Here is a 22,667-nt window from a genome sequence, read left to right as displayed (position 1 = left end):
ATGGGCGGCCATCGGGGGGCCTGACAGGAGCGTCTCGACCATGAAGTTTTTCACAAGATGTGTGGCCGCCGCTGCGCTGGCACTGGCCGCAAGCGCGGGCCATGCGCAGGTTCCCGCGAGCGGTATCGCGAGCGGGGCTGTGATCGCGGTGTCGGATTTCGACGGCCCCTATGCGCCGCCGGAGGTCGCGCCGCCCCCGCAGCGTTACGGTTATGGCTATGGCTACGAGGAGCGCGGCCCGGCCCCGGCGCTTTTGCCGGCCACCGAGGTCTATGCGGTGCTGCGCGAAAACGGCTTCTCGCCGCTGGGCATCCCGCGCCTGCGCGGCAGTGTCTACACCATCGCGGTGATCGATCACCGCGGCGACGATGGCCGGCTGGTGATCGACGCCCGCGACGGACGCATCATCCGCTTCATGCCGGCCGCCGACGCTTATGGCATGGCGCCCAGCTATGACGAGCGCGCGGTCGCGCCCTACGGCCCGCAAAGCGCGCTGCCACTGCCGACGGCGATCCGCAACGGCCCGCCGCGCCCGCCGGCCTCGATCCCGCATGTGGCAAGCCGCGCCGTGCCGCTTCCCAAGGCCGCTCCGCGTCGCGCCGAGACGCCGGTCGCTGCGGCGAAGCCGGCCCAGCCCGTGGCGCAGCAGGCCCAATCACCGCGGGCCGAGCCTTCGCAGCAAGCGGCCGCCGTGCAGGCCAAGCCCGCCGATGCAGCCGTGCCAACCGTCAGCCAGGCCAAGCCTGCCCCGACCATCCTGCCAACGCAGGAGATGCCGGCCGCGCAGGGGCTGGATTAGCTTTGACGTGAAGGCAGGCGCTAGCCCCACGACATTGTGGAGGGGCATGAGCAATGCAAAAGCGCCCGAAAATCTCGGACGCTTTTGCATCGCCGTGACGGTGCCTCAGCTTCGGCCGTAGCCCGCTGCTTCCAGGATCAGGTGAGCCACCTCCTTCGGATGCGACACCAGCGAGAGGTGGCCGGCATCGAGCTCGATCGTGGTGGCATTCATGCGCTTGGCGAGGAAGCGCTCGAAATCGGGGTTGATGGTGTAGTCGTTCTTCGACACCGCATACCAGCTCGGCTTGCTGTGCCATGCCGCTTCCGTGGTGCGGCCGGCGAAGATCGAGGCCGCGGTCGGCCATTGCACCGCGTAGAGCTCCTTTGCCTGCTCAGGCTTCACGCCATTGGCGAAATACTTCAGGAAAGCCTCTTCCGAGAGTTTTGTATAGCCGTCGCGCTCGACGATGCCGGCACGCACAGGCCCGATCGGAAACTGCTTCGACAGTGCGACGAAATCCTCGTTTGCATCCGGCGCGCGGGCGGCGACGTAGACGAGCCCGGTCACCTTCGGATCGTTCCCGACCTGGCTGATCACGGTGCCGCCCCAGGAATGCGCGACCAGCACGGTCGGCCCGTCCTGCTCGGCCAGCGCACGCTTGGTCTCCTCGACGGAGTCCGCAAGCGACGACAGCGGATTCTGCACGGCCGTCACGTGCAGGCCCGCGGCCTGGAGGATCGGGATCACCTCTGACCAACTCGAACCGTCGGCCCAGGCGCCGTGCACCAGCACGACGTTCTTCGCCTTTGCCATCTGAGCTGTCTGCGCATGAGCGAGGCTAAGGGAAGCCGCCAAAAGGCTCGCGGCAACGAACAGGCTGCGCCAGGGTGACATCATCGTTCTCCATCTTGTTGGGTTCGATGCCCAAAGGACGGAGGGAGCGACGGCGGCGTTACTCGTCTTCACCGCTCCGTGATGCAGTGCACAACGAAAAAGCGCCCCGGGGCACCGGGGCGCTTTCGCAGCTCGGAAGTCTCGTGCTGCTTAGGCGGCTTGCGCTGCCGAGTTCTCGATCACCTGCGCCTTGGCGCCGGCGTTGATCGCGATCTGGCGCGGCTTCTTGGCCTCGGGAATCTCGCGTACGAGGTCGACGTGAAGCAGCCCGTTCTCGAGCGAAGCGTCCTTCACCTGCACGAAGTCGGCAAGCTGGAAGGCGCGCTCGAAGGCGCGCGCGGCGATGCCGCGATAGAGCACTTCGGACTTCGAGTTCTCGTTGGCGACTTTCTCGCCCTTGATCGTCAGCGTGTTTTCCTTCGCGACGATGGAGAGCTCATCCTTGGCGAAGCCCGAGACCGCAACGGTGATGCGATAGGCGTTCTCGCCGGTGCGCTCGATGTTGTAGGGAGGATAGCCGGGGCTACCGTCCGAACTGGCCTGGTCGAGCAGGCTAAAGAGGCGGTCGAAGCCGACGGTGGAACGATAGAAGGGAGTGAGATCGTAGCTACGCATGGTCAAGTCCTCCATTGAGCGACTGTTAGGTAACCCGCCCGCCAATCGGGCCGGGCTTTCGTCTGTGTGCAGCCTGATGTTCCGGTTCCGAAACACTGGTAGCGGCCTGCACGAAAATGATATGGGTGGAACGAGACGGCGTTCAAGAGGGCGGCATTTGCGCCTTTTCGGCGCTTTAGCCCCTTGATTTGCAGTACTTCCCGCCTATGACGCTGGTCTCGATCCCGTCCAATCCTGTTCCCGAAAACGTCGTCAGCGGCACCATCAGGACCCCGGATGGCGCCGAGCTGCGCTTCGCGCGGTGGGCGCCGCCGGCGGGCCGCAAGGGCACCGTCTGCGTCTTCACCGGGCGCAGCGAGCAGATCGAGAAATATTTCGAGACCGTGCGCGACCTGCGAGACCGCGGCTTTGCGGTGGCGATGATCGACTGGCGCGGGCAGGGCCATTCCTCGCGCCGCCTGCGCGATCCACGCAAGGGCTATGTGCGCGATTTCGCCGATTTCGAGATCGACGTCGAGACGTTCGTGCAGCAGGTGGTGCTGCCGGATTGCCCGCCGCCGTTCTTCGCGCTCGCTCACTCCATGGGCGGCACGGTGATGCTGCGGGTGGCCCATGCCGGCAAGCGCTGGTTCGACCGTATGGTGCTGTCGGCGCCAATGATCGACCTGCCGGGACGCACCACCTCGTTCCCGGTGCGTGCGCTGCTCAAGACGATGCGCCTGCTCGGGCAGGGCGGCCGTTACGTTCCCGGCGGCAGCGACCGCCTCACCGGGCTCGACCCCTTCATCAACAATCCCCTGACCAGCGATCCCGTGCGCTATGCGCGCAATGCCGCGATCCTGGAGGAAGATCCGACGCTCGGACTGGCGTCACCGACGGTCGCCTGGGCCGATACCGCCTTCCGCGCGATGCACACCTTCAGGCGCGTGAACTACCCCTCCCAGATCCGCCAGCCGATCCTGATGCTGGCGGCCTCCAACGACACCGTGGTCTCGACCGCGGCGATCGAGGAGTTCGCCTATCACTTGCGCGCCGGGGCCCATCTCGTGATCGCCGGCGCCAAGCACGAGATCCTGCAGGAGCAGGACCGCTACCGCTCCCAGTTCTGGGCCGCCTTCGACGCCTTCGTCCCGGGCACGCCGCTGTTCAAGTGAGATGAGAGGTGGACTCGCGAAGGGGCCTCACTCTCCGTCATTGCGAGGAGCTCTTGCGACGAAGCAATCCAGACTGACTCCGCGGAGAGATCCTGGATTGCTTCGCTGCGCTCGCAATGACGAAGTGACGTTCACTACAGCGTCTTCAGATACTCGATCAGATCGTAGCGCTCGGCGTCGTCCTTGAACATGCGGCCGATGACGCCCGGCCGTTTCGGCTCGCCGTCCTTGCGCTCGAAGGAATGGCCGAGCACGCTGTTGCCCTGGATCGGCTTGCCGTCAGACCCTGTCGCAGAGAACTCCGTTTCGCCCGTCTTGCAACGTTCGTTGGCAGCAACTGCGAAACCGACGGTGTCGGGGTCGTAGTCGCGCCGGCCCATGCAGAACTTTTGCGGGCGCTCGCTCGCCGGCTTCAAGAGCCAATACAGCGAAGGCACCGAACCATTGTGCAGGTAAGGCGCCGTCGCCCAGATGCCGTTCAGCGGCCGGGCGCGATAGCGCGGATCAGGCGCCGGATTGAGACAGTTCTTGCGCGCGAGATTCCATATTTGGGCCCGTTCCGCCTCCGGGATCTTCTCGTCGTCCATCCATTTGCGTGCGACGAGATCGACCACCGTCATGAGGCCGAGCGCATAGACCATCTCGTTGGGCGAAGTGCTCGCGGTCGGGATCTCGCATTGCCACCATTTCTGCAGGTCGGCCGTGTTCACCTTCAGGAAGCCGGGCACATCGACGGTCCTCTTGCTGAGAACGAGCGATTGTTCGGGATCCGTCTTGATCTCCTCCAGGGGTATCGTCACCGCGTTCAAGACCTTGCTGTCGCCGTTCGGCTCCCAATGCTTCGATGACCAGAAGGCGGGGCTGTCGATGGCCGGCAGATGGCATCCGGAGCACATCTCGGCGTAGATGGCGCGGCCGCGCTCGACGCGATCGGGCTTCAGTCTCCATGCGTCCCCCAGGATCTGCGAGGGCCATTTCGGCGCGAGCAGGCCGCCGAACTTGGGACCGTCGGCCGCCTTGAACGGATCGGGACCTCTCAGCATGTCCTCGATCCAGCCGAGCGTCCTGATGTTCACCGAGGAGCGCCATAGCCTGTCCTCGGGATAGGCGTCGGACAGGTTGAGCAGCGCCGTCACGCCGAGGGCTTCGCCGGCGTTGCGGATCAGCGGCTGCTCGATCGAGGCGTCGTACTGGGCGAACTTGAACCACGGCACGGTCCAGATCGCGGGGTAGCTGACCGGAGCGTCCTGGGCGTGCAGATTCTTCTCGAATCCCTTGATGCCACTCATCGCGAGGTCCTGCGAAAAGACCTGGTTGCCGATGCGGTTGAGGGCGTCGAGGCGGCCGAACCCTTCCTCGGTGTCCTTCTGGTCTTTGTTGTCCCAGGTCTTCTTGCCCTCGATGGTCTTGTCGTAATTCTTGGCCCAGTCGATCAGGAAGCTGCCGATCGCGCTGAGCTTCTGCTTGAGCGCGGCGCGATCCGTCTGGCTGGCGTCGGGGCCGAGCACACGATCGGCAAAGCGCTGGAAGCGGAACGGCACGTACAGCGTGTAGGCGATCGACAGGCCGGTCGCGAGTTCGAGCTTCTTCAGGTCGGTCATCGCCGCGCCCCCGTCGAAGCGGACGTCGACGCCCTGATAGTGGATTTGGCCGGTATGGCAGGCCGCGCAGGTCAGCCCGATCATGTCCTGTTCGCGGCGGCCCGTCGCGGGATCGACGACGCCGGTCATGCGCGCGAAGCCGACCGGCAGGCCGTCGACGTTCTCCGCGGGCGTCCATCGCGTCGACCAGTCCCGCACCTGCGCCGTCTCGTAGACGTTGGCATAGCCGAAGCGGCGTAGCGTCGCCGTGTCGGTCTGGATCGACTGCGGGCTCGGGATGAAGCCGAAGCGCTCGAGATAGGCGCTGTCCTTCATCATGCCCGGCTTCGAGAACAGATGAAGCCGCGGCTGCTCCAGTGCCACGAACCACTCATAGGGCACCGGGAAGGTCGCGGTGCCCTGGCTGGCATGGTGAAACCAGTGCCGGTCCTTCAGTGACCAGTTTTGCTCGAGCCAGTAGGCTGCCTTCGTTTCGGGGACCGCGGGCAGGGGCGGCGGCAGGAGATTCACCAGCACGCTCTTCTGCGGCAGCACGGCGCGGAGCTGATTGGGGAATTCGGCGACGGCGACCAGGGTGACGAGGCCAAGGCCGATGACGAGGGCCGAGAGCGCGCCCGCCCAGCGAAAACGGAGCTGGCACGTCGACAGCAACGGCTGCGACAATATCCGCTGATTGATACGGTCGGGAAATTTGCGCTGCTCGAACAGCGTGCGCACGTCGGCGACGCTGAGATAGCGCTCCTCGCCCTGCTTGCCCTTGCCGATGATTTTCAGAAGGATCGGCCATTCGAACTTCATCAGCAGCGGGTAGTACCAGCGAGCGGCAGCGCCGGCGCGCTGGAGGTTGTCGCGCATGAAGTTCTTGATTTCCGCGGCGTTGAGGCCGGGCTCGCTGCCGCCGGTGTTCGGGTCGGTGTAGCTTCGGCCGAAGCTCGCGAACCGGGCGATCTCGTCTTCGTCGACCTTGCCGTCGACGCCGAGGATGCGCGAGCCGGCACCTCGCTTGTCGAGCGGGCCGCCGCGCAGCGCGTCGAGCTGCGCGCCCGACCAGATGCTCTTCAGGATGTGACTGATGCCATTGGCGATGAGCGCAACGCCGCGGACCTGGATGCGGGCCGAGATCTTCTTCAGCCCCGTCTCGCCGCTCGCATTCGCGATGGTCTGCGACAGCGTGTTGAGCGGGACGGTCCCGCCGTCGACGAAACCCTCGCCGACGAGGCCACGCAGGAACGGGCAGGGATTGTTCGGCGAGACCGGGATCGAGGGATCCAAGGGCGGTTTCGATACGGGGTCATGCATGGCCCAAATCCTGAAAACGGCGAATCGTGAAAAGAAGGCGCGCCGATCAAGCGTGGAAAGTCCTAACAAAACGACAGCACGGTATACTACTTCAGCGTGCAAAGAAGTGTGGCTGAATTCACTGTCCTGTCAATAAAAGCCGGTGCGGGACGGGCAGTCTCTCAGGATTCGGCGGCGCGTTTGACGTCGCTTTGAATCAGCGTCAGCTTGCCGAGCGGCACGCCGGCCTTCAGCAATCCCTCGCGATAGTGCGCGATGTCTTCGGGCCGCTTCCAATGAAAGTTGCGCAAGTGACGATCGACGTTGAGGTTCGGGTAGTTGCCCATGAGCACGCCGGCGGCCTCGCTCGCCTCGTCGTTCCTGCCCAGTTGCGCCAGCGCCGCGGCGCGGATCGCCAGCGCCTGCATGTGGTTCGGATTGATGTAGAGCTGCTCGCGCGCCCACGACAGGGTCGCGTCATATTGGCGCAACAGATAATGGCTGAACGCATTCAGTGCGGCCCATTGGTAGCGCGGGTCGCTGTTGTCGCGTTGCGCGGCCATCGAGAACAGCTCGATCGCCTCGCGGTGCTCGCCAATGACGAAATGACAGATGCCGAGCACGCCACGCGCGCCATTGTCATAGGGGTTGAGTGCGACGGCGCGCTTGGCGGCGTCCATCGCCGCCTCGTAATGTCCCTCCATCGCGTGAGCCCAGGACAGGATCGAGAACGCGAAGGAAGATCGCGGGTCGAGCCGGACGCTGGTTTCGGCGAGGTTCATCGCCTCGGCCCACATCTCGCGCGTGCCCTTGACCCAACCGAACTGAATGCTCTGGATCTGGATCGTGCCGAGATAGGCGTGCGCGATCGACAGTTTGGGATCGAGTCTGATGGCCTCGCGGAACAGGTCGACAGCGACGGCCAGATCCTCCTTGGTGTGCCGGTAGTAATGCGACAGGCCCTTGAGGAAACGGTCCCAGGCGGTCACGTCGGTCGAGAGCCGCGCCGGCGCCGAGGCCTCGGCACGGACGATCTCCGTGGCGATGGCGGCGGACAAATTGGTCGTGATCTCGTCCTGCATCGCGAAGAGGTCGCCGATGTCGCGGTCGTAGCGGCCGGTCCAGAGCTGCTCCCCTGTTTCCGGCGCGATCAGCTCGGCGGTGACGCGGATCTTGGCTCCGGCGCGCCGCACCGAACCCTGGATCAGATAGGTGGCGTCGATCTCGCGCGCGATCAGGCGGGTGCTCGTGTTCGTGCCCTTGAAGGCGAAGGTCGAGTTGCGGCTCAGCACGCGATAGAAGGATTGCAGCGACAGCGCGTGGATGAGATCTTCCGTGAGCCCGTCCGAGAAATACTCGTCCTGGCTGTCGCTGAGATTGGCGAAGGGCAGCACACCGACGATTGCCGTGCGGTACTGCTGCGACAGCGCCGAGGCCTCGCGGAGCTCGGGAGCAAGCGCCGGCGCGCCCTCGGGCGTCCAGGTCCAGACCCCGATCGCATCCTTGATGTTCTTGAAGCGATGGTTGCCGGCATCGGTCAGCGGAGCCGTGAGATGCTTGCTTGCCTCCCGATAGGCCTTGGCCGAAATCGCGAAACCACCGGGGCTCGCCACTGATTCCAGGCGGACGGCGATGTTGACGTCGTCACCGAAGACCTCGTCCTCGTCGGCGATGACATCGCCCATGTGGATGCCGAGCCGGAACTGCATGGCGCGGTCGGCGGGCAGATGGTGGTTGCGTTCGGCCATCAGCGTCTGCATCGCGATCGCGGCCTCGGTGGCGCCGACGATCGAAGGGAACTCGAGCAGAAAGCCATCGCCGGTGTTCTTCACCACGCGGCCGCCGTGATTGAGGATGATGGGATGGATCGCTGCGCGATGGGCTTTGAAGGCGGCATGGGTGCCGGCCTCGTCGCTGCCCATCATGCGCGAATAGCCGGCGACATCGGCGCAGACGATGGCGGCCAGACGTCTTTCCATATCCGCGAAGCTCCAAGGGACAGGGGACCGACCACGGCGTGGCAGTCGCCTCGATTCCCGCATTCCAAGAACCCTGCCTTTATAGAGCAGATGAGGCAGAGCGGAAGCATGATCAGATTTGCAAATTCGAGATAAATCCTGCGCAATCCCGGCGGTGGACGGGAACGGTCGAACCGACTAAGCGGAACCAGGGCCGCCCGGCCGGGTGGCGGAGGCACCTTGCATGCTGGGCATTCATGAAATCGGGCTCTTCATCCTGTCGGGCGTGCTGCTCAACATCACGCCAGGGCCGGATTCGGTCTATGTGATCGGCCGCAGCATGCAGATGGGGTGGCGCGGCGGCGCCGCTGCCGCTCTGGGCATCAGCTGCGGCTGCTTTGTCCATGTCGCGGGCGCGGCGATCGGGCTTTCGGCCCTGCTGATGGCCTCCTCGACCGCCTTCTCGATCCTGAAGCTCGTCGGCGCGGCCTATCTGGTGGTGACCGGGCTTCAAATGCTGTGGTCGCGCCCGGTGCTGGCGTCGGCGATGGAGGAACCGGTGCGGAGCCCGCTGCGGCGGGTCTTCCTCCAGGGCGTCCTCACCAACGCGCTCAATCCCAAGGTCGCGTTGTTCTTTCTCGCCTTCCTGCCGCAATTCGTCGCAGCCGACGCACCGCACAAGCCGCTCGCCTTCCTGACACTCGGCCTGATCTTCATCTTCACGGGGACGCTGTGGTGCCTGGTGCTGGCGGCGTTCGCGGCAAAGGCCGCTCACCGGCTGCGTCGATCCGAGGGCGCGATCGCCTGGGTCAATCGCGCGCTTGGCGGCCTTTTCATCTATCTCGGCATCCGGGTCGCCATGCTGGAGACGCGGTAACGTCCCTCAGGCGAATTCCTTGAACAGCGCGCTTCCGGCGAGATAGAGCCCGAGCAGGATCATCGCGATCAGGAACCAGCGGCGAAACCCTTCCGCCGGCATCCGCGCCCGCACCGATTGGCCGATGAACATGCCGGCAAAGGCCATGGCGAGGCCCACGGCGCCCGGCACGGCATTGGCGGGCGTCAGCAATCCGACGGCGGTCAGGTTGAAGGCGAGCGCCAGCGTCGCCGTCGTGAAGAACACGCCGAGCGCCTGCACCAGCTCGTCCTTTTCCATGCCGATCGCCTGCATGAACGGCATCGAGGGGATCACCTGCACGCCCGTCGATGCCGAGATCACGCCGGTGACGACGCCGACCACGCCGCCGACCCATTTCTCGTTCTCAGGTGCGACGCGGAACTGGAATTTGTTCAGGCCGATCACGGCGTAGATGACGAGGAGCGCGCCGAGCACGATCGTGCCGTAACGCGCATGCGGGCCGGTCAGCGCGCCGGCATTGAGCCAGCATCCCACCACGGTGCCGATCATCAGCGGCCACAGCCGCCTCAGGATGTCGCGCAGATGGGGGCCGACGAAGGTCTGCCAGATGTTGGTGACGATGGCGGGCACGATGACGATGGCGATGGCGCGGCTCGGGGCCATGCTCACCGCGAGCAGGCCCATGGACACCGTGGGCAGGCCAAGCCCGACCACGCCCTTGACGAATCCGGCAAGCAGGAAGACGGCGGCGATCACGATGAGAAGCGGGTCGATCATATCTGCACATTGACCGAAGCCGTGCGCAGGCACAATCTGGAGGTTCCGGAGTGAGCCTTCGTTTCAAACGAAGGCTAAGGACCCATCTGCCATGCGCTTCGATCTCGTGGATCTCCAGCTCTTCATCGCGGTGGCCGACCAGCGCAGCATCACAGGCGGTGCCGAGCGCTCGCACCTGGCGCTGGCCTCGGCCAGCGCGCGCATCAAAGGCCTCGAGGATGCGCTCGGCGTCGCGCTGCTCAAGCGCGGGCGACGCGGCGTCGAGCTGACCGCGGCCGGCGAGAGCCTGCTCGATCACGCAAGGCTGGTCATCCACCAGATCGACGCCATGCGCGGCGATCTCGCCGGCTTTGCCAGCGGTGTCCGCGCCAGCGTGCATTTGCTCGCCAACACCTCGGGACTCTCGGAGCATCTGCCGAAGGCGCTCGCGGGCTTCCTGCGCGAGCATCGCGACCTCGCGGTCGACATCGAGGAGCGCGAGAGCACCGACATTGCGGCAGCGATCACCGCGGGTGCCGCCGATCTCGGCTTCGCGGCCGAGCATGCCCTGCCCGAGCATATCGAGCGCTTCGTCTTCAGCGAGGACCGCCTGACGCTGGTGACGTCGAAACGCGGTCCGTTCGCCGGCCGCCGCCAGATCGACTTTCAGGAGGCGGGAGCATGTGACTTCGTCGGCCTTACCAGCGCCACCGCGCTGCAGATGCACATTTCGAAGCACGCGGCACGACTCGGCATGCGCCCGCATTTCCGCGCGCGCCTGCGCGATTTCGACGCGATATGCCAGATGGTCGCCGCCGATGTCGGCGTGGCTTTGGTGCCGGAAGCCGCCGCACGGCGCTGCGCCAGGACCATGCCGCTCGCAATGGTCCGCCTCCGCGATGCCTTCGCGAACCGCAAGCTCGTGATCTGCGCCCGCAGCTTCAAGGCGCTGCCGCGGCCAGCCAAGATGCTGGTGGAGCACTTGCGGGCGGAGGCGGTGTGAGCCGTGCCTTGACGCGCTCCGCATCGGCGGTGCACTCCCTCTCCCGCGAGCTAGCCGGAAAGGTGAACCCAGCCTACTTCGGAGGCGAGCGGCGGCACCAGCAGGAACATTCCAGGGATGAGATGAGCTTGCGTGAGATGGTCATGCAAACCTCCCGCTCGCGTTTGTTATTGGTTCAGGAGCTTGAGTGCCTCTTCGTGAACCCGCGCGTCGCCGGCCGCGATGATACGGCCGCCGCCCTGGGCGGGCTTGCCTTCCCAGGTGGTGACGACGCCGCCGGCGCCGGTGACAATCGGGATCAGGGCCGCGATGTCGTAGGGCTTCAGCTCGGTCTCGACAACGAGGTCGACATGGCCGGCCGCCAGCATGCAATAGGAGTAGCAGTCGCCGCCATAGCGCGACAGCCGCGCGCCCTGTTCGATGCGGCCGAAGATGGCGCGGTCGCGCTCGTTCATCAGCAGCGGGCTGGTGGTGTAGGTCGTGGCTTCCGACAGCGAAGCGCAGCGGCGGACCTGAAGCCGGCGCTCGCCGGAGGGCCCTCTATAGTTGGCCGAGCCGTTGTCGCCGGAAAAGCGCTCGCCGATGAAGGGCTGGTGCATCATGCCGTAGACCGGCGCGCCCTTGTGCAGCAGCGCGATCAGCGTACCCCAGATCGGAAAGCCGCCGATGAAGGATTTGGTGCCGTCGATGGGATCGAGCACCCAGACATAATCGGCGTCCTCCCGCTCGTTGCCGAACTCCTCGCCGACGATGCCGTGCTGGGGGAAGTTGGCCTTGATCAGCCGCCGCATCACCGCCTCCGCGGCGCGGTCGGCCTCCGTCACGGGATCGAAATCCCTGGTCTTGCTCTTGTCGTCGATCGACAGCGAGGTGCGGAAGAACGGCAGGATGGTTTCGCCGGAGGCGGTGGCGAGCCGACCGATGAAGGCGGAGAAGTCGATCACCGTCACGGGAATCCTCGATGCGAAGGTTGGATGCAGCCCGCCCCTGCCTAGCCCAATTCGCCTCCGCATGCAGCGCTGTCCTGATTTTGCTCCCTGGTATTTTGGATGCTGAGCGCTGCTGCCTCATCCCGGTCATCTGCCGGCCAAATATCGATCATTGAGTTGAAAACTTAGTTCCGAACTTGCCTCGTTCGTATGCAAATGAAAATCAACCCATTGATTTTCCTTATCAAAGAGACTGAATCTGGGTTTCTCTGGAAGCAACCGAGCCATGTGTGAATTGCATGGGAAACGGCTCAAAAGCTCTTGCACTTTGTGCGGCGCGGTCGCATATTGTTGCGGTGCGGTAGCGCTTGGCGTTACCGCTGCCCTCCTTGGGCGTTTCCTCCCTAGACTTGGGCCGCTTCTTCATCAGAAGCGGCCCTTTTTTCTTTGGGGCCCGCTTTCATCGTTTCGTTTCGGCGCGCGCTAGCTGGCGAAACGAAACGTGTTCGCGCCATTGCTCGCGACAGACCGTGAGGACCAACGAGCCCTATTCGGCCGCGGCCTGGAACGGGCCGAGATCCCCAAAGGGGATCGTGGTCGCCAGCACGTCGGCGAGCACGCCGAAGTCAGACGCCACCTGCGCAAAGCGCGGACTGCGCTCGCGTCGCCGCTCGTCCATGTAGATCGCGCGGTTGAGCTCGATCTGTACCGCGTGCAGGCCGCTTGCGGGATTGCCGTAGTGCTCGGTGATGAAGCCTCCGGCATAGGGCTTGTTGCGGCCGATCGAATAGCCGAGGCCCGTCATGGTCTCCTCAACGCGATCGGGAAGCAGCGGCGTGCAGCTCGTGCCATAGCGGTCGCCGATGACGACGTCGGGTCGGCGCGGCTCGTCTCTGCTGACGCCGACCGAGGGCATCGAGTGGCAGTCGACCAGCACCACGGTGCCGAACATCTGGTGCACCTTGTTGATCAGCCGCCGCAGCGCGCGGTGGTAGGGCTTGTACAGCGTCTCGATCCGCCCCAGCGCATCCTCGACCAGGATACGGTCGCGATAGATCTCCTGCCCATCGCCGACCACGCGCGGAATCGTACCGAGGCCGCCGGCGACCCGCATCGAGCGGGTATTGGCAAAGCTGGGCAGCCGTCCGCTGAACATGCGGGGGTCGAGCTCATAAGGCTCGCGATTGACGTCGACATAGGAGCGGGGAAAATTGACGCGCACGGTCGGAAATCCGCGCTCGCTGAGATGGCCGATCAGCTCGTCCATGAACGAGTCTTCCGACCGTCGCAGCATCGGCAGGTCGATCCGCGACGCCGCCAGGAATTCGTCCGGATAGGTCGAGCCCGAATGGGGCGAGTTGAAGATGACAGGCGCGCGCCATTCGGCGGGCTCGAAGATCTCGAAGGCTGGCGACATGTCGCCGTCAAACCGGGTCATCTTCTCAGGCTTCGTCCCTTACTCAGGCTTCGCCCCCTCGGCGCCGCACGACCCGGCAAAGCTCCGGATCCAATGATTCGGCCGGTCGAACGGCTCTTATGTGTCGTCATTGTCCGGAATCGCAACCATTCTGCCAAGCGAAAAGATGTGATGGACGCTGGAACATGTCTTAACCGTGCCGGCATCGTGGCGGGGACCAGTCGGTCGCGCTCGATTGATTCGGAGCCCATTCCGGTTCACAAGTGCCGGCAGCGCAGCCGGCCCAAGGTAAAGATTTTCACCCCAAATTTACCCTCTGTCGGGCTTAGTAACCTCTGCTGATATCCTCTGGGGATTCGACGTTTCCTGCCATGGCAAAAATCCTGCTCGCCGAAGACGACAACGACATGCGCCGTTTCCTGGTCAAGGCGCTGGAAAACGCCGGTTTTCAGGTCTCGTCCCATGATAACGGCATGGCCGCCTATCAGCGACTGCGGGAAGAGCCGTTCGAGATGCTGCTCACCGACATCGTGATGCCGGAGATGGACGGCATCGAGCTCGCCCGCCGCGCCTCGGAACTCGACCCCGACATCAAGATCATGTTCATCACCGGCTTCGCCGCGGTGGCCCTGAATTCGGATTCGGACGCCCCCAAGAACGCCAAGGTGCTGTCCAAGCCCGTGCACCTTCGCGAATTGGTCAGCGAAGTGAACAAGATGCTGGCGGCCTGAATCGGCCCCCTTCCGTCCTTGCGCCGGCTCCCCTGAGCCGTTATAGGGACCCACCGATGAAATGACCTCTAGGGCACGTAGCTCAGCGGGAGAGCACTACCTTGACATGGTAGGGGTCACAGGTTCGATCCCTGTCGTGCCCACCATCTTCTTCAATGACTCAGGGCACCGCGCCCGAGGCCTGAAGGGGTGGTATCCACGAGAATTTCCAACAAGGCTGATTTCGGCGCTGGCTGCCCCGTGCAGATGGGCTGGCTATCTGAACGTGGGCGCTCGGTTTCCAGACCCCTTGAGAGGGTGCCGAAGCATAGTCTTGCTTCCTCCAGCGTTATTCCAAAGGTTACGCAGAAGGCCCCGTGCTCTTTCCTCGATGGTCACGTGGAGAGCGAGATCACCCCGATTGTCACTTTCATGATCAACCGCCTGAATGATCCCGTCATGTTGGACATCGATGGGGATTGCTCCTGACGATCACCAAGGAGATAGCCGAGCTTTCCACGCCGGAACGGGCTTTGGACAACAGGAGAGGGCGCTGTATGAGCACTCCCCCAGACGACTCCTCGGCGAGCCGCTCTATCGGAAATTCTGAGCAGAGCGGCGAGTTGGCTGCAATCTCCTCAGGTTCAAAGCGTCCACGGGTTGCTGAGCTGTAGTTTGTAAGTCAGCAACTTCAAAGAGCATGGCGGCTCCCGAAGAGAGAGCGCTCACGGAAGCCATCCCGCGTTGGACTTGGCAATCAGCCGCATGACGCCTCATCAGACCGTCGGTCGACCGAAGAGACTGACCCGCGTCGACGATCTCCTAGTCAAGGGCTCCGGCATGCTCCGCCCCTAATCAAGCCAGAGAGCGCGCGCTGCAATAGGCAGCCACGCGACCATCCACATACTGTTCTCTCGCTTCTTGAACGCCAACAGCCGGCGCGCTGGACGATTGCCCAGAGGGTCAATAACTTAGTATCGCATTTGGATCGAAAGTTTTCTCCCGGAAGAAGGTCTCGATTGTGACTGCGATTGCTGTTGTCGGCATTGGCTGCAGACTACCAGGACATATCGACTCGCCGGACGCTTTATGGGGCGCGCTGCTCGCAGGCATCGACTTCGTTGCGGATATCCCGCAGCAGCGCTGGAATGCCGACGACTACTACATGCCACTGCCAGGCGCGCCGGGCCGCTCGATCTCACGCTGGGGCGCGTTCCTGGACGACCCATCGGGCTTCGACCATCGTTTTTTCGGCATTGGCGAGCCCGAAGCCCTTGCCATGGACCCGCAGCACCGGCTGTTGCTTGAGGTAACTTGGGAAGCCGCCGAACATTCTGGTCGCGATCCGCGGTGTCTGTTCGGGGCCGACGCCGGCGTGTTCTTCGGCCTTTCGCATCAGGACTACATGCAGGTCACACGTGACGCGGGCGCTATGGGCGAGGCCTACACGTTCACAGGAACGCCCTTCAGCATGGCGTCAGGGCGGGTCGCCCATGCGATGGGCCTGACGGGTCCAGCGATCACCATGGACACGGCCTGCTCGTCAAGCCTCGTCGCCGTGCATGCGGCTCGGCGAAGCCTGCTTGATCGCGAGTGCCGCATTGCATTTGCCGGCGGCGCAATGCTGATGTTCTCGCCCACAACATTCGCCTCGGCGTCGGGGCTCGGCATGCTGTCGCCTACGGGGCGGTGTCATGCGTTCGACGAGCGTGCCGATGGGTTCGTGCGCGCCGAAGGCTGCGGCGTCGTGATGCTGAAGCTGCTGAGCGACGCCCTGCGCGACAACGACCGAGTGCTTGCCGTTATCCGCGGCAGCGCCGTCAACCAGGACGGACGCACGCACAACATATTGGCACCTTCCCGCGCGGCGCAGATCGCGGTGATGGATCGTGCCCTTTCCGAAGCGCAGGTTGACCCCTCGTCCGTCGGCATGATCGAGGCGCACGGCACCGGTACGCCGGTAGGCGACACCGAGGAGTTCCGCAGCCTGTCGACGCAGTATGGACGACAGTCGCCCTGCGCCCTCGGCTCGCTGAAAAGCAATCTCGGCCATGCCGAATCAGCGGCGGGCGTCCTTGGCCTGATCAAGACGACGCTTGCACTCGCGCACGGCGTCGTACCGCGATCACTTCACTTCCATCGGCTGCCTGCGCATCTCCAGACGATCGAGACGCGGCTCTTCGTCCCGACGGATACGGTGCCCTGGCCGTCAATTGGTGCGGATGGAATCCGCCGTGCAGCCGTATCGTCTTACGGCATGTCCGGCACGAACGCGCACGTCGTGCTCGAACAGGCTCCTCAGGCTCCAGCCTTTCCTCCTTCGCTGGAGAGCGCCAGACCACCAGAACCGCCGTGGCTGTTTCCAATCTCGTCCACTTCGCCAAAGGCACTTCGCGCGTCGGCCGGTCGCCTTGCGTCTTGGCTCGACGCGACTGCCGGCCGCCATCACCCGAGTGACGTAGCGCGGACCCTGGCCTGCAAACGGGGGCACCGGCCAGTCCGGCATGCGCTCATTGCGAAAACGCTCGACGATTTGACTGCGCAGTTGCGTGAGCTCGCGGCCGATGCGTCTTTCGATGCAGATTGGACCGACCACAATGACTGTGGGCCCGTCTTCGTATTCTCTGGCCAGGGATCGCAATGGGAGTCGATGGGAGCGGCGCTGCTCGACATCGACGCGGTCTTCGCCGAGGTGGTTGCCGCCATTGAACCTCTGATTCAGGCCCACGGCGGCTTCTCGGTGACTGATAGCCTGCGTCAGCCCGATCAGCTCAACGGCATCGAACGTGTCCAGCCCGCCATTTTCACCGTGCAGGTCGCGTTGGCGGCGTCCTTGAAGGCCCAGGGTGTGGTGCCGTCGGCGGTGATCGGGCATTCGATGGGAGAAGTGTCGGCGGCAGTCGTGACCGGCGCGCTCTCGCTCGAAGATGGCGTTCGCGTGATCTGCCATCGCGCAATGCTGTGCCAAACGCTCGCTGGCTTCGGTGCAATGGCAGTTGTCGGGATGGCGCCAGCAGTGCTCCGCGAAGATCTGGCGTGCCGACTGATTGACGACGTGGAGATCGCCGTACTGGCGGCCCCGGCATCGACGGTCGTCGGGGGCCCTGTCGAGGCCGTGCAACGTCTCGTCGCTGCTTGGCAGGCTGAAGGCCTGTTCGCCCGCGAGGTCGCGGTCGATGTGGCCTCACACACATCCCAAGTCGAGCCGATCCTCGCGGAGCTGTCGGAGCGCCTCGCGGGAGTGACTGCCCACACGCCGCACACGCGGATGTATTCCACCGTCCTGCTTGATCCGCGCGAATCCGCCGCTTGCGATGGCGCCTACTGGGTCGATAACCTTCGGCACTCAGTTCGCTTCCGTCCGGCCGTGCAGGCGGCGCTCGAAGACGGACACCGCGTATTTGTCGAGCTTTCGCCGCATCCGATCGTGACCCGCGCGGTGTTGGAGAATGCTGCCGCGATGGACTTCGCCGTCCGCGCGCTTCCGTCGATGACGCGCGGCGAACCCATGCACAACGGGCTTCTGGACTTGGTTGGCGCCATCTATGTCGCCGGCGCGGCGATCGATTTCGGTGTCCTGTATCCGGATGGTCCGCTGCTTGACCTCCCGTTGCCGGCCTGGACTCATTATCCCCTGTTCCTTGCGCCGGCTACGCCAGCCGCAGGTAGGCATCACGTTCTGTCAACGCACCCGCTCTTGAACGTCCACCGCACACTGCACGAGGAACCGGAACGCCACATCTGGGCGTCCGAGGTCGGCCTCGACGCCCACCCGTGGCTTGCGGACCACCGCGTGAACGGAGCGCCGCTTTTCCCGGGCGCCGGTTTCTGCGAGATGGCGCTCGCCGCCGCGCGCACGGTCTTCGGTACATCTCGCGTCGGAGTGCAGGCGATGACGTTCGACCACGCACTCCGGTTGGAACCATCGATGCCGATCGTCTGCACAGCAGTGCTGGAGCGACCGGGTGATTTGAACTTCAGGCTCGAGAGCCAGGCAAAAAGCGAAGCGCAGGTCCATGCAAGCGCTCGGCTCTTTGCCGCTGCCTCCCCAGAGCCGCCCGCCGCGTACGACTTAACGGCGTTGCGGGCCGCGCACGCAACGCCCGTTGCCGCGGACGAGGTGTGGCGATGGTTCGACTCGCAGGGCATCCAGTTCGGCCCCTCGTTTCGCGCGCTGGCCCCTAGCCTGGCTATGTCTGCGGACGGCGCCTCGCTCTTTGCAGATCTCCGGCTGCCGACGTCTTTCCAAACCAGCGCGCGTGGCTACATAGTGCATCCCGTCCTGCTTGACGCGTGTTTCCAGTCCGTTGGGGCTTTCGCCCAGGTCGTTTCGGCGACAAACGGGCGCCTGCTACTGCCACTCTCGGTGAGAAGCCTCCGGCTGCATTGCGCAGACGCGGACGTTGCCCATTGCATCACGCGCTTCGTCGCGATGGATGCATTGCATGTTGAGGTGGACATTGATCTGCTCGACGCGTCCGGGCGCGTGCTGCTGAGTGTCGATGGGTTGGCAATGGGTAGTAGCGGCGCGGCCGGGCAGCATGCCGACGCCGTCGTCTGCAACTCGCGCCTGCTCGACGTGGTCTGGGAGGCATGGGACATCCCGCGTGCCACGGTCAAGCCGGGCGCCGGCGCTTGGCTACTGCTCGATGCCGATGATGCGGGACACCAGTTGATGGTCGAGCTGGAGGAAAGCCTGCGCGAGCAGGGGTTCGAAACTCGCATCCTCAGCAGCGCCTGGGCCGGCAGGGGGAGCGTATGGCGCGACCAGATCGAAGACGTTCTGGATCAGCATCGCCCCGCGGCTGTGGTGGTGGTATTGCCGCGCAGCAATGAACCGGTGACTCCGGACGCATCTCGGGCGAACATAGGCAGCCTGCTGCACGTGACCAAAGCGCTGACGAACTGCGAGCGGCGGCCCCGCCTCTTCGTCGTCACCTGCATGGCCCAACGCGTACTGCCGGACGACACCGTTCAGCTCGCGCACGCCGGTGTGCGTGGGTGGCTGCGAGCGATCGGCGCCGAGTTTCCCGCGTTCTGTCCCACCCACATAGACGTGAACCCGCAGGCGGACGTGTCACTGCTTCAGGCTCAGTTGCTGAGCGGCTCGGACGAAGACGAAACGGCGCTGCGGGGAGCGAGCGCGTATGCCGCAAGACTGCAGCGAAGCCCCCTTGGTCACGCTGATCGGCGCACGGTCGACCGCGACGCGACACGCGATGGTCTTCGCGTAGCGATCCGCGTGCCCGGTGACCTGCAGAGCCTGGAGATGGCGGCGTTTGAACGGCGCGCGCCGGGCGCGGGCGAGGTGGAGGTGGCCATCCATGCCACCAGTGTCAATTTCGCCGACGTGCTCGTTGCCCATGGCCGCTATTCCTCGTTCGATGGTCGTGCGCAGGGGCTTGGCCTCGACTTTGCCGGCATTGTCACCGCCGTCGGGCCGGGACTCTCGCCGTTTCGCGTCGGCGACCGCGTGGCCGGGCTCTGCTGCGGCGGCGCCTGGGGCACCTATCTCACCTGCGATGCACGCCTGCTTGTCGCGATACCCTGCAAGCTGACGAATGTCGAAGCGGCCGCCATTCTCACTACAACTGCCACAGCGTGGTACGGCCTCCAGGATCTGGCGCGGATCGGCCCCGGCGACAAGGTGCTCATTCACTCGGCAACCGGCGGCGTCGGCCAGGCGGCTGTGGCCATTGCGCGAGCGGCCGGTGCAGAGATATTTGCGACAGCGGGCTCAGAGGCGCGGCGAGAGCTGCTGCGCGCCGACGGAATCAGCCGCGTGTACGACTCTCGGTCCGTGGCCTTCGCCGAGCAGATCCGGCGGGACACGGCGGGTTACGGCGTGGACATCGTCCTCAACTCGCTCACAGGCGCATCGCAGCGCGCCGGCCTGGAGCTCCTCGCGACGGGCGGGCGGTTCATCGAGATCGGCAAGAAAGATATCTATGGGGGCACGTGGCTGGGGCTGTCTCCGTTCAAGCGCAACCTTTCGTTCTTCGCCGTCGACCTGGCGCAGATGTGTTTGACCGCTCCGGCGCGCGTTCAGGCACTGCTGTCGCGTGTCATGCGTCTTGCCGACGAGGAGCGGCTGACCCTGCCAGACATCGCGACCTATCCCCTCGCCGACGCGGCTTGCACCATTCGCGTTATTAGCGGCGCCGGTCACACCGGCAAGCTCGTGCTCACCGTTCCAAGGACCGGCCATTACCGCGTGCCGGAGGCGCCGGAGCGCTTCACGCCGTTCAGGCGCGATGGCGCCTACATCGTCACCGGCGGTCTCGGCGGGCTTGGCTTGTTCCTCGCCGATGCGATGTCCGCCGGCGGGGCCGGCCGCGTGATCCTCAACGCGCGCTCCAAGCCGACCGACGCGGTCACGAGCATGCTGGTGGCGATGAGAGCGCGGGGCACCGAGGTCGAAGTGATAAGCGCGGATATCGCCGAGCCATCGACCTCGCGGCGCCTGGTCGAAGTGGCCACCGCGACGGGTCTCGCGTTGCGCGGTGTCCTGCACGGCGCAGCCGTCGTCGAGGACGGCATCCTCTCCTCGGTTACCGAGGAGAAGCTACATCGGAACTGGGCACCCAAGGTGGAAGGAGCCTGGCATTTGCACAGGGCGACGCTGAAGCAGCAACTCGACTGGTTTTGCTGTTTCTCGTCGGTCGCTGCGCTCTTTGGTTCGCCTGGGCAGTCCGCGTACGCAGCCGCAAACAGCTGGCTCGACACGTTCACGCAGTGGCGGCGCGCGCAAGGCCTGCCGTCTTCGGCAATCGCCTGGGCCGCGTGGGCGGACATCGGCGCCGGTGCGCATCTCTCGGCGCGCGGCGATGCGCGAATGATCGAGCCGCGCGACGGTGTTTACGCTTTCGACACGCTTCTGCGGCACGACCGCGGGTATGCCGCATACGCCCATCTCGACGGCGCGCCCTGGCTGACGGCGCTATCCGCTCGGAGTCCGTTCGCGGCGGCCATGTCACCGGCTTCAGAAGCCGCGGGCGATCCGGCGCGGCATCTGCGCACGGAGTTGAGACGCACGCCGCCGGACGAACGGGCGGCCCTGTTGCGGCGCCTGATCGTCGAGCATCTCGGTGTCATCTTGCGCCGTACGGTGAATCCAGACCGCTCATTTTTCGATTACGGCCTCGACTCACTCGGGACGCTCCAGCTGCTGATCGCGCTCGAAGCCGACACAGGAATCCGGCTCCGTGCCGTGGACGCGACGACCGTGCGTGCACTGGCCGACACACTGAGTGGGGCGATGCAGGAATTGCAGCCGGCCGGAGCAGATGCCGGTGACTGATCTGCGTCCGCTGCACGATTGGTCAGGGTCTCCTGCGACGCTCACTCTGTGGTGTCCGTCTGCGGCATCGATGGAAAGCGCGAAACGTGCACCGGTGTCGCCCGTGTTACCGAGCTACGAACAGGAACAGCATCTGCGCGCCTTCCGCGCGTGTGAGCAGCGGCACGAGGCGATGGCGCGGCTGCTTGTCGTTGTGTGGGACGAACCCGGGCGATGTGACCTCAGAGCCATGACCCATGTGGTGACCGCACATCTGCGCAGGCACGACACTTATCACAGCTGGTTCGAGGAGCGCGGCGAAGCAATCGTACGACACGTACTTGCCGACCCTGCGGCCATCCAGATGGAGGCCTCGGCAATCGGCGAGGTGAGCGCGGAGGACTGGCAAGAACATGTCATGGCAACGCCTTCGCCGTTCGCATGGGATTGCTTTCGGTTTGGCGTTCTCCAGCGCGCGAATGGGTTCACTTGCTTCGCGAGCATTGATCACTTGCATGCCGACGCGACCGTCATCGCGTTCCTGATGGCAGAGATCCGCTCGGTGTATCGCGCTGTGCTGGACGGCGAGACGCCGGCTCACCTCGGACGGCCCGGGAGCTATCTGGATTACTGCACTACTCAGCGCCAGCGGGCAGCCGTGACGACGCTAGCGGATCCTGAGGTGAAGGAGTGGATCGCGTTCCTGCACCGCAACGACGGACGCATGCCCTCTTTCGCGCTGCCGCTCGCTGTGCTGGAGGATCGCTGCCACGCCGAGTATGTTCACTTGGATATTTTCGATGATGCCGTCATGGCCGCGTTCGAGTCCGCGTGCCATGTGTCCGGCGCGCGGGTCATCGGCGGTCTGTTGGCCTGCGCGGCCCTGACCGAGCGGGAATTGACTGGGCGCTCGCGCTACAGTGTCGTCACCCCCACAACGACGCGAAGATCGCCACAGGCTTTCAGGACGACCGGCTGGTGCGTGGGCGTGGTGCCGATCGACTTCGACGTGCAAGAACGAACGTTTCCTGAACTCGCCTTCACCGCCCAACGCAACTTTGACGAACGGCTAGGCCTTGCCAACGTGCCGATCGAACTCGTACTTGAACTGGCCGCCGGGCTGCCGACGATTCGATCCGTCGCCACAGGTGGCGTCATGCTATCCTATATGGATGCGAACGTTCCTCCGCTCAGTGCGCACATTGCGCGCGAATGGCATCAGGTGAATGGGCGGGTTTACATCAACCAGGGCATGGCCGCGCAGGTTGCGCTCTGGTTCTTCCGTACGCAACGCGGGCTCTCGCTTACGGCGGCCTATCCCGCAAACGCGACGGCCCGTGCCTCGATGCACCGCTATGTCAAAGCGCTTGCGGGCGCTTGCCGTCGGGCGGCCGACCAATTGATGCCGGCGCACTCGCATGTCGGTCGCTGAC

Annotated in this window: 14 protein-coding genes and 1 tRNA gene; 8 read left to right on the top strand and 7 right to left on the bottom strand. The window is 64.7% G+C overall.

The window, feature by feature from the left end; genetic code table 11:
* The first annotated feature begins 40 nt into the window (after positions 1 to 40).
* Positions 41 to 799, top strand: a complete 759-nt coding sequence (locus ACYCVF_RS22130) for a hypothetical protein (protein ID WP_459600246.1) — start codon at positions 41 to 43, stop codon at positions 797 to 799.
* Between the two features lie 105 nt (positions 800 to 904).
* Here the strand turns inward: ACYCVF_RS22130 and ACYCVF_RS22125 are convergent, their stop codons facing one another.
* Both ACYCVF_RS22125 and ACYCVF_RS22120 read right to left on the bottom strand, forming a co-directional pair.
* Positions 905 to 1,675 (bottom strand): alpha/beta fold hydrolase, encoded by a 771-nt coding sequence (locus tag ACYCVF_RS22125; protein ID WP_459600865.1) that lies wholly within the window; start codon positions 1,673 to 1,675, stop codon positions 905 to 907.
* A gap of 150 nt (positions 1,676 to 1,825) precedes the next feature.
* On the bottom strand, positions 1,826 to 2,290 hold the full coding sequence (locus ACYCVF_RS22120) for an Hsp20 family protein (RefSeq protein WP_036036693.1): 465 nt from the start codon (positions 2,288 to 2,290) through the stop codon (positions 1,826 to 1,828).
* Between the two features lie 206 nt (positions 2,291 to 2,496).
* Between ACYCVF_RS22120 and ACYCVF_RS22115 the strand changes: the two genes are divergently transcribed.
* On the top strand, positions 2,497 to 3,444 hold the full coding sequence (locus tag ACYCVF_RS22115) for an alpha/beta fold hydrolase (protein ID WP_459600243.1): 948 nt from the start codon (positions 2,497 to 2,499) through the stop codon (positions 3,442 to 3,444).
* A 134-nt stretch (positions 3,445 to 3,578) separates the two neighbouring features.
* Here the strand turns inward: ACYCVF_RS22115 and ACYCVF_RS22110 are convergent, their stop codons facing one another.
* Together ACYCVF_RS22110 and ACYCVF_RS22105 are read right to left on the bottom strand one after the other, a co-directional pair.
* On the bottom strand, positions 3,579 to 6,344 hold the full coding sequence (locus ACYCVF_RS22110; protein WP_459600241.1) for a di-heme-cytochrome C peroxidase: 2,766 nt from the start codon (positions 6,342 to 6,344) through the stop codon (positions 3,579 to 3,581).
* Positions 6,345 to 6,505: 161 nt separating this feature from the next.
* Positions 6,506 to 8,302 (bottom strand): adenylate/guanylate cyclase domain-containing protein, encoded by a 1,797-nt coding sequence (locus tag ACYCVF_RS22105; protein ID WP_459600239.1) that lies wholly within the window; start codon positions 8,300 to 8,302, stop codon positions 6,506 to 6,508.
* Between the two features lie 223 nt (positions 8,303 to 8,525).
* Between ACYCVF_RS22105 and ACYCVF_RS22100 the strand changes: the two genes are divergently transcribed.
* Positions 8,526 to 9,158 carry a LysE family translocator gene (locus tag ACYCVF_RS22100; protein WP_459600237.1) on the top strand — a complete coding sequence of 211 codons (633 nt, stop codon included), beginning with the start codon at positions 8,526 to 8,528 and terminating at the stop codon, positions 9,156 to 9,158.
* A 6-nt stretch (positions 9,159 to 9,164) separates the two neighbouring features.
* On the opposite strand, the gene ACYCVF_RS22095 is transcribed toward ACYCVF_RS22100, so the two are convergent.
* A complete protein-coding gene (locus ACYCVF_RS22095) occupies positions 9,165 to 9,917 on the bottom strand; it encodes a sulfite exporter TauE/SafE family protein (RefSeq protein WP_459600235.1) in 753 nt (250 codons plus the stop codon).
* Positions 9,918 to 10,008: 91 nt separating this feature from the next.
* Here ACYCVF_RS22095 and ACYCVF_RS22090 point away from each other — a divergent pair, with 91 nt between their 5' ends.
* Positions 10,009 to 10,899, top strand: coding sequence for a LysR substrate-binding domain-containing protein (locus ACYCVF_RS22090; protein ID WP_459600233.1), 891 nt, complete (start codon positions 10,009 to 10,011; stop codon positions 10,897 to 10,899).
* A 167-nt stretch (positions 10,900 to 11,066) separates the two neighbouring features.
* On the opposite strand, the gene hisN is transcribed toward ACYCVF_RS22090, so the two are convergent.
* Together hisN and ACYCVF_RS22080 are read right to left on the bottom strand one after the other, a co-directional pair.
* Positions 11,067 to 11,849, bottom strand: a complete 783-nt coding sequence (gene hisN / locus ACYCVF_RS22085; protein WP_459600231.1) for a histidinol-phosphatase — start codon at positions 11,847 to 11,849, stop codon at positions 11,067 to 11,069.
* Positions 11,850 to 12,375: 526 nt separating this feature from the next.
* Complete coding sequence (locus tag ACYCVF_RS22080) at positions 12,376 to 13,266, bottom strand: N-formylglutamate amidohydrolase (protein WP_459600229.1); 891 nt, start codon at positions 13,264 to 13,266, stop codon at positions 12,376 to 12,378.
* A 350-nt stretch (positions 13,267 to 13,616) separates the two neighbouring features.
* Between ACYCVF_RS22080 and cpdR the strand changes: the two genes are divergently transcribed.
* The 4 genes from cpdR to ACYCVF_RS22060 all read left to right on the top strand — a co-directional run bounded on the left by cpdR (position 13,617) and on the right by ACYCVF_RS22060 (position 22,666).
* Positions 13,617 to 13,976 (top strand): cell cycle two-component system response regulator CpdR, encoded by a 360-nt coding sequence (cpdR, locus tag ACYCVF_RS22075; protein ID WP_028179810.1) that lies wholly within the window; start codon positions 13,617 to 13,619, stop codon positions 13,974 to 13,976.
* A gap of 71 nt (positions 13,977 to 14,047) precedes the next feature.
* A tRNA-Val gene (locus ACYCVF_RS22070) sits at positions 14,048 to 14,122 on the top strand.
* 854 nt (positions 14,123 to 14,976) lie between these two features.
* Positions 14,977 to 21,255 (top strand): sulfolipid-1 biosynthesis phthioceranic/hydroxyphthioceranic acid synthase, encoded by a 6,279-nt coding sequence (gene pks2, locus ACYCVF_RS22065; RefSeq protein ID WP_459600227.1) that lies wholly within the window; start codon positions 14,977 to 14,979, stop codon positions 21,253 to 21,255.
* Positions 21,248 to 22,666: a condensation domain-containing protein gene (locus ACYCVF_RS22060; RefSeq protein ID WP_459606617.1), complete on the top strand. Its 1,419-nt coding sequence runs from the start codon at positions 21,248 to 21,250 to the stop codon at positions 22,664 to 22,666. Before pks2 ends, ACYCVF_RS22060 begins: the two co-directional genes overlap by 8 nt.
* Position 22,667 lies beyond the last annotated feature (1 nt).

The organism is Bradyrhizobium cedriense (genome assembly GCF_054602315.1).
The sequence above is the reverse complement of the archived record's forward strand: the minus strand, read 5'-3'. Positions and strand labels throughout refer to the sequence as shown.

Coding starts and splice junctions, on each gene's coding strand:
- ACYCVF_RS22130 (WP_459600246.1), top strand. CDS start 41: ATGAAGTTTTTCACAAGATGTGTGGCCGCCGCTGCGCTGGCACTGGCC.
- ACYCVF_RS22125 (WP_459600865.1), bottom strand. CDS start 1,675: ATGTCACCCTGGCGCAGCCTGTTCGTTGCCGCGAGCCTTTTGGCGGCT.
- ACYCVF_RS22120 (WP_036036693.1), bottom strand. CDS start 2,290: ATGCGTAGCTACGATCTCACTCCCTTCTATCGTTCCACCGTCGGCTTC.
- ACYCVF_RS22115 (WP_459600243.1), top strand. CDS start 2,497: ATGACGCTGGTCTCGATCCCGTCCAATCCTGTTCCCGAAAACGTCGTC.
- ACYCVF_RS22110 (WP_459600241.1), bottom strand. CDS start 6,344: ATGCATGACCCCGTATCGAAACCGCCCTTGGATCCCTCGATCCCGGTC.
- ACYCVF_RS22105 (WP_459600239.1), bottom strand. CDS start 8,302: ATGGAAAGACGTCTGGCCGCCATCGTCTGCGCCGATGTCGCCGGCTAT.
- ACYCVF_RS22100 (WP_459600237.1), top strand. CDS start 8,526: ATGCTGGGCATTCATGAAATCGGGCTCTTCATCCTGTCGGGCGTGCTG.
- ACYCVF_RS22095 (WP_459600235.1), bottom strand. CDS start 9,917: ATGATCGACCCGCTTCTCATCGTGATCGCCGCCGTCTTCCTGCTTGCC.
- ACYCVF_RS22090 (WP_459600233.1), top strand. CDS start 10,009: ATGCGCTTCGATCTCGTGGATCTCCAGCTCTTCATCGCGGTGGCCGAC.
- ACYCVF_RS22080 (WP_459600229.1), bottom strand. CDS start 13,266: ATGACCCGGTTTGACGGCGACATGTCGCCAGCCTTCGAGATCTTCGAG.
- cpdR (WP_028179810.1), top strand. CDS start 13,617: ATGGCAAAAATCCTGCTCGCCGAAGACGACAACGACATGCGCCGTTTC.